The organism is Hyella patelloides LEGE 07179, assembly GCF_900659865.1.
In the GTDB taxonomy this organism is placed as follows: Bacteria; Cyanobacteriota; Cyanobacteriia; order Cyanobacteriales; family Xenococcaceae; genus Hyella; species Hyella patelloides.
This window is the reverse complement of record NZ_LR214042.1, coordinates 1-9,535: the sequence shown is the minus strand read 5'-3', so window position 1 is coordinate 9,535 and position 9,535 is coordinate 1. Positions and strand designations below refer to the sequence as shown.

11 protein-coding genes and 1 pseudogene are annotated in these 9,535 nt (G+C 37.7%); 8 read left to right on the top strand and 4 right to left on the bottom strand.

Going from position 1 to position 9,535, the window contains the following annotated elements; all coding sequences use genetic code 11:
* The first annotated feature begins 82 nt into the window (after positions 1–82).
* Positions 83–1,235 (top strand): annotated as a pseudogene (locus tag H1P_RS27680) (DNA cytosine methyltransferase).
* Here the strand turns inward: H1P_RS27680 and H1P_RS27675 are convergent.
* Positions 1,236–1,967, bottom strand: coding sequence for a restriction endonuclease (locus tag H1P_RS27675; protein ID WP_144873809.1), 732 nt, complete (start codon positions 1,965–1,967; stop codon positions 1,236–1,238).
* On the bottom strand, positions 1,960–2,217 hold the full coding sequence (locus tag H1P_RS27670) for a helix-turn-helix domain-containing protein (RefSeq protein ID WP_144873807.1): 258 nt from the start codon (positions 2,215–2,217) through the stop codon (positions 1,960–1,962). The genes H1P_RS27675 and H1P_RS27670 overlap by 8 nt, the downstream gene beginning before the upstream one ends.
* Before the next feature lie 209 nt (positions 2,218–2,426).
* Between H1P_RS27670 and H1P_RS27665 the strand changes: the two genes are divergently transcribed.
* A complete protein-coding gene (locus H1P_RS27665; RefSeq protein WP_144873806.1) occupies positions 2,427–2,837 on the top strand; it encodes an ArsR/SmtB family transcription factor in 411 nt (136 codons plus the stop codon).
* An 84-nt stretch (positions 2,838–2,921) separates the two neighbouring features.
* On the opposite strand, the gene H1P_RS27660 is transcribed toward H1P_RS27665, so the two are convergent.
* Positions 2,922–4,265, bottom strand: a complete 1,344-nt coding sequence (locus H1P_RS27660) for an NAD(P)/FAD-dependent oxidoreductase (RefSeq protein WP_246141979.1) — start codon at positions 4,263–4,265, stop codon at positions 2,922–2,924.
* 254 nt (positions 4,266–4,519) lie between these two features.
* On the opposite strand from H1P_RS27660, the gene H1P_RS27655 reads away from it, so the two are divergent.
* The 6 genes from H1P_RS27655 (at position 4,520) to trxA (ending at position 8,491) form a co-directional block, all read left to right on the top strand.
* Positions 4,520–5,221, top strand: a complete 702-nt coding sequence (locus H1P_RS27655) for an MBL fold metallo-hydrolase (protein ID WP_144873804.1) — start codon at positions 4,520–4,522, stop codon at positions 5,219–5,221.
* 32 nt (positions 5,222–5,253) lie between these two features.
* The gene (locus H1P_RS27650; protein WP_186376178.1) at positions 5,254–5,685 is read left to right on the top strand and encodes a protein tyrosine phosphatase family protein; all 432 of its coding nucleotides are present in this window, start codon (positions 5,254–5,256) and stop codon (positions 5,683–5,685) included.
* A 33-nt stretch (positions 5,686–5,718) separates the two neighbouring features.
* Positions 5,719–6,537, top strand: coding sequence for a sulfite exporter TauE/SafE family protein (locus H1P_RS27645; protein WP_144873800.1), 819 nt, complete (start codon positions 5,719–5,721; stop codon positions 6,535–6,537).
* 221 nt (positions 6,538–6,758) lie between these two features.
* Positions 6,759–7,340 carry a TetR/AcrR family transcriptional regulator gene (locus H1P_RS27640; RefSeq protein WP_144873798.1) on the top strand — a complete coding sequence of 194 codons (582 nt, stop codon included), beginning with the start codon at positions 6,759–6,761 and terminating at the stop codon, positions 7,338–7,340.
* A 98-nt stretch (positions 7,341–7,438) separates the two neighbouring features.
* Positions 7,439–8,083 carry a peroxiredoxin-like family protein gene (locus H1P_RS27635; RefSeq protein WP_144873796.1) on the top strand — a complete coding sequence of 215 codons (645 nt, stop codon included), beginning with the start codon at positions 7,439–7,441 and terminating at the stop codon, positions 8,081–8,083.
* 57 nt (positions 8,084–8,140) lie between these two features.
* Complete coding sequence (trxA, locus tag H1P_RS27630; protein WP_144873794.1) at positions 8,141–8,491, top strand: thioredoxin; 351 nt, start codon at positions 8,141–8,143, stop codon at positions 8,489–8,491.
* A 246-nt stretch (positions 8,492–8,737) separates the two neighbouring features.
* Here the strand turns inward: trxA and H1P_RS27625 are convergent, their stop codons facing one another.
* Positions 8,738–9,442 (bottom strand): HNH endonuclease family protein, encoded by a 705-nt coding sequence (locus H1P_RS27625; RefSeq protein WP_281291246.1) that lies wholly within the window; start codon positions 9,440–9,442, stop codon positions 8,738–8,740.
* Between the last annotated feature and the right edge of the window lie 93 nt (positions 9,443–9,535).

Below are 9,535 nucleotides of genomic sequence, written 5' to 3'. Positions count from 1 at the left end.
ATCCCAGCATGGCAATAAAGCAAACTTGACAATCTGAAGACTATATGTCACATTTGTTTGTGAAAAATCTAATCAACAACAAGTGAAAGCAAAACAACTATCTCTGTTTCCACTAGAGAAAAAAAAAACCTACATCAACTGCAAAAAAAGCCAAATTGGGGCGTTATGAAAGGTTACAAAGGGAATTAGAGAACAATGATGATAATCCCTATAAAATTTATGTAGATGTTCAAAACCCTGATAAACTGTCTTTACAATACAATTTTCTTGATTTATTTAGTGGTGCAGGTGGAATTACACAAGGATTATCAGAAGCAGGATTTAGACCAATTGCAAGTGTTGAAATTAATCCCATAGCATCAGCAACCCACAAGAGAAATTTTCCTAATTGTCATCACTTTTGTGGAGATATACAAGAATTTAAGTCTCAGGATTGGTTACAACAAATTGATTATAATCCAATACATATTGTTTCTGGAGGACCTCCATGTCAAGGTTTTTCCGTAGCAGGAAAAAGAGATACAAACGATCCTAGAAATCGCTTATTCTACGAATTTATTAAAGTAGTTGCAGAAATAAAGCCTTGGTACATAGTTATGGAGAATGTACCAGGGATACTTACTCTAAAAAAAGGCAAAGTTAAACAAGCCATATTTGATGCTTTTGAATCCATCGGTTATTCTGCATCTGTAGCCATACTAGAATCTGCTGCTTATAAAGTTCCGCAAATTCGCCCTAGAGCTATTTTCATTGCCAATCGATTTAACCTTAATAATCCTTATCCACAAGCCCAGTTATTACCCGAACAATATGTATCGATAGAGTCAGCAATTTCCGATCTACCTGAATATTCTCGTATTCCAGAAATTAATCATGAGTGGACTCGTCATTCTAAAGAATACATGGAAAGAATAGCTAAAGTACCTCCTGGTGGTTCTTTGTATGAAACCTATGCAGATGCCTTTAAACGTCAGTATCCAGGAAAACCTAGTATGACAGTAAAAGAAAATCATGGTGGGACTCATATTCATCCATATCTAAATCGTGTGATTTCAGCAAGAGAAATGGCAAGATTACAGACTTTTCCTGATTCTTTTATTTTTGAAGGTTCTATGAAAAAAGCAATGTGGCAGATTGGCAATGCTGTTCCACCATTACTAGCCAAGAATATTGGTCACGCTTTAATTCCCTACTTAAATCAGGTTGCTGCAAATAAGGAAATCAATACCGACTAACTATTTAGTTTTTTCCAATTCAGATAATTTCTCATTTAGTTTTTTCCTCCAAGTATCAAAGTCATACCAACCACAACCAATACATCCTTGCTCTGCTTCTCTACCACACTGATAATTTGAAGTCCATACTTCATTTCCCTCATACCAAAACTGTATGCCAAAGGGAGTTCCTCTTTTGCCTTCCTTAATGCAACGTTCACAAGCTCTCGATTTTAAGAGATTATGATTACCTGAAGCATCTTTTTTAAGTAACTGAAATTTTTTAAATATTTCATCTTCACCTATATCTACGCTGAGACTTTCTTCAATACTTCCCCATCTTTCCATAGGAAAACGGTGATCTATGACTAATTCATGTGCTGCTCTTTGTCTTTGTTCGATAATATCCGTATATGAATAAAAATTCAAGATTTTTTGAATTAATTTTTTAGGAATATTAGCAGCAGCGTTAGCTTGTTTTATTTCTCCTGTCCAACAATCCCATCTTGTTGTTTTTTGACATTGAGAACAAAATTCATTTTTTGAGGCAATAACTAATCCAGGACGATTTTTAGTTCCTCTCTGTAAACCTTGTATTCCTCCGCCTCCTGCATACTGTTCTGAAGCTATGCTTTTACCTTCACAACTGCGACAATGCCATTGTTTATCAGATAGTAATTCAAAAACCTTGCGTTGTGTTGCATTTGGTTTGAACTGTGACAAAATTTTCACTACTAAGTCATCTTTACTCATTTAAATTTAAATTGGTTACTTCTGTTTCTAAATCTTTGAGTAATTCAGACACAGTAGTATCTAACCCGCTAGCTAAACTGACTAGAGCAGTCAAAGAAGGATTCCTAATTCCTCGTTCTACACCAGAAATGTATGTACGATCTAAATTAGAAAGAAATCCAAGCTGTTCTTGAGATAATTTCTGAGCTTTTCTTCTATGTTTGATCAGCCGTCCTAAAGCTAGAAGAATAGATTTTTTGGTCTGACTCATAAGTCTATTTCAGTTGTTTGTAGACTATGTGTCTATAGACTATGTGTCACATTTACCAGGAAAACTCAACTTAAACTTAATAACAACCTATCTTTCTTGGTAAGCTATGTTGGTATACAGTACAACCATTTAGTAATATAGTTGGTAAAATAATTAAGATTCCCACTTAGCTATAGTCTAATTCTGTATTAAATTGCCAAATAAATCTTATGTCTAGTCAAACAACTGCTAAACCTACAATCCAGCAAGTCAGTCAGCCTGATGATTGTGGAATTGCCAAACTTTCACCTGCTGCATTGGGCTTGATGGCTAACTTTTTCAAAGTTTTGTCTGAAGTTAGTCGGCTACAAATTGTTTGTAGCTTGAAAACTGGTGCTAAAAATGTCAGCGAAATTGTGGCAGAAACAGGTTTGGGACAAGCCAACGTTTCCAAACATTTGAATATGCTGACCAAAGCTGGTATCGTCGCCCGCGAACAAAAAGGAATTTGTGTTTACTATCAAATTGCCAATCCCTTCTTATTTGAGTTGTGCGATTTAGTTTGTGATGCTCTCTCAGCTCAATTTCAGCAGCAAAGTCAACAGTTAGAAATGCTGAAAATTATGGGTCAGGGTGGTTAAGGAGTCCCTTACTCCTGCTTCACCGAAGAAAGTTTGATTTTCAGCTTACTATCTCTCCATTTTATTATCCCAAACTCAAGTTTGTTAGCAAGTACTGCTTCGATCTCTTGCTTTTGAGATAGGATTTTTGTCGCCGTTGTTTTGTAGTAGCTGATTAATTGGCTTAAAGATATCCGCTTCAAACCATTCCCCTTTTAGCATCCGATTCCAATATATCCAAGGTAGTGCGTATACCTTGGCAAGAAACATCGAGTAGCGTTCTTTACTCGGATCGAGGGGAAAAGACGGAGCGGGATTACCCTCATAATTAAATTCTGCCATAATTGCCGAGTGATAACCTGTAATTAATGGACAACAAGTATAGCCGTCGTATTGGCTACTGAGTTGTTTATTATTCATTTGAGAAATTAGGTTCTGCACTACCACAGGAGTCTGTTTGCGAGCAGCAGCAGCAGTTTTAGAGATAGGTAAGGATGAGGCATCGCCCAAGCCGAATACATTGGGATAGCGATTGTGTTGTAGGGTATATTTGTTGACATCGACCCAGCCTTTGTCATTGGCTAAGGGACTTTGTTTGATAAAATCAGGAGAACTCATCGGTGGAGCTACATGAATCATGTCGTAGTGAATACTGACTTCTTCTACGCCACGATCGGTGGTAACATCGAAAATAGCTTCTTTAGTATCGGCTTTGATTTCTTTGAGGTTATGACTAAACTTGGTGGTAATTCCACGCCTTTCAATTACTCCTTCTAAAGTTGCATTGTATGCAGGAACACCGAACATTTTCGCCCCCGCAGAGCAAAACATAACTTTGGTGTTTACACCCACTCCGCTCTTACTTTTAAAGGAGTCATCTGCCATATACATCACTTTTTGAGGTGCGCCACCACACTTGATGGGGGTATTGGGATAGGTAAAAATCGCCGTACCGCCCTGAAAATTTTTAATGGTTTCCCAAGTGTATGGAGCGTAGTCTTTTGAGTAATTACTAGTTACCCCACCCTTGCCCAATGCGAATTTTAATCCTTTAACTAAATGCCAGTCGATTTGGATACCTGGACAAACCACAAGATAGTCGTATTCTATCTGTTGACCTTGAGCCACGGTTAAAGTGTTGCCTTCGGGGTCGAAAGTAGTTACGTAATCTTTAATCCATTTTGCTCCTTGAGGAATAACATCTTTTTCCTGCCTAATAAATTTGTCTATGGGTGCAATACCACCGCCTACTAATGTCCATCCTGGTTGATAGTAATGTTTTTCGCCAGGTTCGATGATCGCAATATTCAGCTGAGAATTCTGCTTGAGTAGTTGGGCTGCGGTAGTAATTCCCGCTGCTCCTCCACCTACAATGACAATTTGATAGTGTTCAGTTAATGAAATGCTATTTTTGGGAGTCTGTTGCGATCGCTGTGGGAATGTAAACACGATAATTTCCTCGTTAACAATATTTTTGGGCGAATATGGAAGCTAAATTAGTCTTATTAGTTATTTTTAATATACAACTATGTGGTTATATAATTACTTTTTCTTAAAAATATTAAAATTACATTTTTGACCTTGACTAAAAGATAAAATTGAGAGCATATTACTATATAGTAATTTGATAATTAGATTTGAATTTGAATATTAAACTTAGCTTGTACTCAATATTTTTAATGTAAACAGAGGGGCAAAAAGAGATGCTATTTCGTCAACTATTCGATCGAGACACCTGGACTTACAGCTATTTGATTGCAGATATCAATACCAAAGAGGCTGTATTAGTGGATTCGGTCTTAGAACAAGTAGAGCGTGACTTTAAATTGCTGAACGAGTTGAATTTAAAGTTGAAATATTGCTTAGAAACCCACATTCATGCCGATCATATTACTGGCACTGGTAAATTAAGGGAAATGACTGGCTGTGAAGGAATTGTTCCCGAAAATGCTCATGCTACCTGTGCGGATCGATATATCAAAGATGGTGAAGCTTTAAAGGTGGGAGATCTTGAAATTCAAGCGATCGAAACCTACGGTCATACTGACAGCCACATGGCATATCTGGTGAATAACACCCATGTCTTAACTGGCGATGCTTTATTTATTCGTGGTTGTGGACGTACCGATTTCCAAAGCGGGGATGCAGGAACTTTGTACGATCGCGTTACGCAAAAGTTGTTTACCCTACCCGATGAGACGTTAGTTTATCCAGGACACGACTATAAAGGACAAACTGTTTCCACTATTGGCGAAGAAAAACGCTTTAATCCTCGCTTTGTCGGCAAAAATCGGGAAAGTTTTATTACTTTCATGGATAACCTTAACCTGCCCAATCCCAAAAAGATTATGGAGGCTGTGCCTGCTAACGAGCGTTGTGGAAAGGTAGTGTCAGTAATTAATTAACTATATTTCATATCAAATTAGGAGTTAAATTTTTGCTTTATCGAATTACTGAAGAACTGGCAATTGGCAATGCTGCTGAAGCACAAAAACTGCAAGAAATCGTGCAGCAAGGATATCGTACATTTATCGATTTGTGTCCAGCCCAAGAGGGGAATCAACTCAATGCGGTTTTGGTAGAAGCTCACGGGTTGGGATATTTCAGCGTTCCCGTATACCGTCACAATATTAATCGAGACTCACTGGAGATGTTTATGCAAACCATTGAGTCAGTGCCTAAGCCAATTTATACAAGATGTGTTTCAGCTACCCGCGCGAGCTTGATGACATTATTAACACTAGCTACCAAAGAAAAATGGACGGAAGAACAGTTTTTTGAGCAACTAACATCAATCGGATTTGCCTATCAACTCGATTCTTCTCCTGATCGCTTTGCTCGCAGTTATTTACGTACACTCAGTCGATAAGTAATTAATAAAAAAAGAGGAGTTTACGTAAGTATGACTTTAATAATTGGATACATATTGGCTGGATGTATCGGTCTGAGCCTTGGTTTAATTGGCGGTGGCGGTTCGATTTTAGCTGTACCAATTCTCATTTACGTTATGGGGGTAGCACCCAAAGCTGCGATCGCTATGAGTTTAGCTATTGTGGGTATTGTTAGTTTGATTGGTGCGATTCCTCATTGGTTACAAGGGAATGTCAACTTAAGAATCGCTGCTATCTTTGCCCCTGCTGCTATGGTTGGGGCTTATCTTGGGGCGAGTTTAGCTTCTTTTCCCTTTATTACGGAGACTTTTCAACTGATTTGTTTTGGGTTGGTGATGGTCATTGCTAGCGTGCTAATGATCCGCAAGGATAGCAAATCATCCCAGAAACAAAAAGCTTTTTCCGCCAAAAAATCCGATTTATCATTTCGCCATCAAAGTAAGGGGCTGACTCTGCCCTCGGCTTGTATGCACCGTCACGGGTTGGCAATTCCCTTAGAAGGGTTAGGAGTTGGTATCCTTACTGGCTTTGTGGGTGTGGGTGGTGGTTTTGCAATTATTCCAGCACTAGTACTTTTAGGTGGTATTCCGATGAAAGAAGCGATCGGTACTTCTTTACTCATTATCGCCTTTAAATCTGCTACTGGTTTTCTCGGCTATCTATCCCAGGTAGAGTTAGACTGGAATCTGGTAAGTTCTTTTACCATTGCTGCTAGTTTAGGCACTCTCGCAGGTGCTTATTTAACTGGCTTTATCGATGCTAAAAATCTTCAGAAAGGCTTTGGTTATTTTGTGCTAGCTGTTGCTGTATTTGTCTTGATTAAACGCTAATTGTATTGATCTGGGAAATTCTTTTGTTAAGCAAAACTTTGTTGTGAGAGATTTGAATAAAAGAGATCGCTATAATCTTGACTTTGCCAAATCGAGTTAACTATCATGTACGCCGTTGATGATTTAAGTGATGACATATAAATTTATTTGAGATTAAGTTTTTTTGGAACAGTCATTCAAAAATATGCTAGAGTATTTTCAAGAGCAAAAATTAGGAGGCAATGGCAAGAAAAAAAGAGTTTGATAAAGAAGAGGTGTTAACCAAAGCAATGCAAACCTTCTTGCGTCTAGGCTATGAAGGGACATCGATGCAAACTTTAGTATCGACTATGGGCATTAATCGCGGGAGTCTTTATGATACTTTTGGAGATAAACACTCTTTGTTTTTAGCAGTGATCGCTCATTACGAGGAAACAGTAGTTAAAGATACTGTAGGCTCTCTGATGACTCCCGATGCAGATAAACAAACTATAGTAGAGTTGTTTCGCGGTTTGGTGGAAGCAATGGCGAAAGAGCAAAATTGCTACGGTTGTCTGATGACCAACACAGCAGTAGAGCTTAGCTCCCATGACGCGGAAGCTAAGGACAGAATTAACAACCATGTTTGTCAAATGGTACGCTCTTTTAAACACGCCCTAACCAATGCTCGTGCTAAAGGGGAAATCAATAGCGATCGCAATTTAGATGCTATGGCTCAATACCTTACTTCCAACTTGCAGGGATTGAGGGTAATGGGTAAGGTCAATCGCGATCCGCAAATCCTCAATAATATTGTCGATGTCATTCTTTTGGTATTGGATTAAAGATATCAAACTCAAAGATAAATAACCCTTTGCCCCCACTAAAAAATATCTTTTTTTGCTCAATTCTGGAACAAACATTCAAAAACAGGTAACTCATAATGAATTTAACTCAAGAATTAAATGCCTTGAAAGCAAATTTTAGTGCTAATCAGCCAGAAACAATTAAATCAGTCATGGCAAAGGCTACTACAGACCTAATTAACACCAAAATTGCCGAAAATAGCCTAAGTACGGGGCAAAAAATTCCTGATTTCACTTTACCCAATGCCCTAGGTAAAGAAATCTCGTTAAATTCTCTCTTAGCTAAAGGTGCAGTAGTAATTTCCTTTTATCGCGGTGGCTGGTGTCCCTATTGCAACTTAGAATTACGCGCCCTGCAAGAAATATTGCCCCAAATAGAAGCCAAGGGAGCAACCCTGGTCGCCATATCTCCCGAAACCCCCGACCACTCTCTTTCTACCAAAGAAAAAAACGAACTGTCTTTTGAAGTCTTAAGCGATCGCGCTAATATTGTAGCTAAGCAACTAGGTTTAGTATTCACTCTTCCCGAATCATTAAGACCAATTTACAGCAACTTTGGAATCGATATCCCAGCCTATAACGACGATTTCACCTTTGAGCTACCTCTTCCTGCTACTTATGTAGTCGCTGCTGATGGCACAGTTATCTATAGTTTTGCCCATGCAGACTATACCCAAAGACTAGATCCCCAAGAAATTATCAATGCGTTAGATCGTCAGTAAAAAATCGCCATTAAAAAGTGGCAATTCATGTTCATATATTATTAGGAGCAATAAATTATGTCTGATAACTCTACATATATCAATTTAAACCCAGATAACTTCGTTGACGAAGTAATAAATAGCGAAATCCCCGTTTTAGTAGACTTTTGGGCTGTATGGTGTGGTCCTTGTCGGGTAATGAATCCGACTATCGAAAATATTGCCAAAAAATGGCAGAGGAAAGTTAAAGTAGCCAAAGCTGATGTAGACAACAATGAAGCGAACGCTACTAAATACGATATCAGAACCATTCCCACTATTCTAATTTTTCAGAATGGAGAAATAATCGAGCGCATTCCTAGTTTGGTTTCCCAAACAGTATTGGATGAAAAACTAAACAACTTAACCCAAGACCTTTCTGCTGCATAACAGCTAAATGAAAAAGGGATCTAACTTGGAAAGTTAAACATTAATCAGAGTGATGTTCAAATCATTGACATCGCTCTATTAGGGAGTCTTTGGAAAATTAAGGATTTCTAGCAGTACCAATCAATGCTCCAAAGCCTAATATCATTTCTCAACAGCGCGCTGTCATTAGTAACAAAAGACGAAGGTATCTAGCTAGAATTCACGCCCGTCACCGAGTCAGTTTTAAAAGTAGTTTTAGGATTTTATTTAATTTTTAGCGTATTTAATTGTTAACTCATCTTCAAATTTTAAAATAATCAATGCTTGTTTGATTCTGTCAAACTTTCCATTATTATCGATGTTTGATTCAATGAAATAGGTATCATTAATGGATACAGCTTGTCTTAAACCGTTTTCATCCGAATTTTTTGCAAGTCCAATTCTCGCTCCTAAGTCGGTCGTAAAAAATGTTTCTGGCTGTATTTCAAATAATCTTTTAAACACTTCTACATAAAGTTTGGTAACCTGAGTTACTTTAATTTTTTGATCGAAGAAAATAGCATATTCTAATTTCTTGTATTTTGGGTCTTCTGCTTCAAAAATATTTATCTCGCCATTATCTGTTTCATCGAGAACATCAATGGTTGGATATTCCCATATTTTTAAGAACCTTTCAGCGATTCGATCGAAACGTTTTTCAATCTCAGCTTTATCCCATTTGCCTAAAGTTGATAAATATTTGTTTAACCACAATTTGCTGTCTTTATATCCTGCTTCTTTTAAATCTCTTTTGTCTGAGAAAGTTTTGTTGCCCAGCTTTCCATTATTACCCGATAAGGTTAAGTTTCCAATTGTGTTTAGATAATTTTCTTTGATAAAAACATATTCATCATTTCCTAATTGCATTTTCCATTTTGGGTCGGGGTTCTGCGGAAATATACAGCGGTTTGCATCTAAATGTGGGACAATCAAGCATTGTAAAAGTAGATCGTAAATGAAAGCTTATTCGGTGGATTTTCGAGAGAAGATAGTCAGCGCGATCGAGAAAGGTGATAGTTCAGTAAG

Bases quoted from the DNA above. Each gene is read 5' to 3' on its own strand.
- H1P_RS27675 (WP_144873809.1), bottom strand. From the start codon at position 1,967: ATGAGTAAAGATGACTTAGTAGTGAAAATTTTGTCACAGTTCAAACCA.
- H1P_RS27670 (WP_144873807.1), bottom strand. From the start codon at position 2,217: ATGAGTCAGACCAAAAAATCTATTCTTCTAGCTTTAGGACGGCTGATC.
- H1P_RS27665 (WP_144873806.1), top strand. From the start codon at position 2,427: ATGTCTAGTCAAACAACTGCTAAACCTACAATCCAGCAAGTCAGTCAG.
- H1P_RS27655 (WP_144873804.1), top strand. From the start codon at position 4,520: ATGCTATTTCGTCAACTATTCGATCGAGACACCTGGACTTACAGCTAT.
- H1P_RS27645 (WP_144873800.1), top strand. From the start codon at position 5,719: ATGACTTTAATAATTGGATACATATTGGCTGGATGTATCGGTCTGAGC.
- H1P_RS27640 (WP_144873798.1), top strand. From the start codon at position 6,759: ATGGCAAGAAAAAAAGAGTTTGATAAAGAAGAGGTGTTAACCAAAGCA.
- H1P_RS27635 (WP_144873796.1), top strand. From the start codon at position 7,439: ATGAATTTAACTCAAGAATTAAATGCCTTGAAAGCAAATTTTAGTGCT.
- trxA (WP_144873794.1), top strand. From the start codon at position 8,141: ATGTCTGATAACTCTACATATATCAATTTAAACCCAGATAACTTCGTT.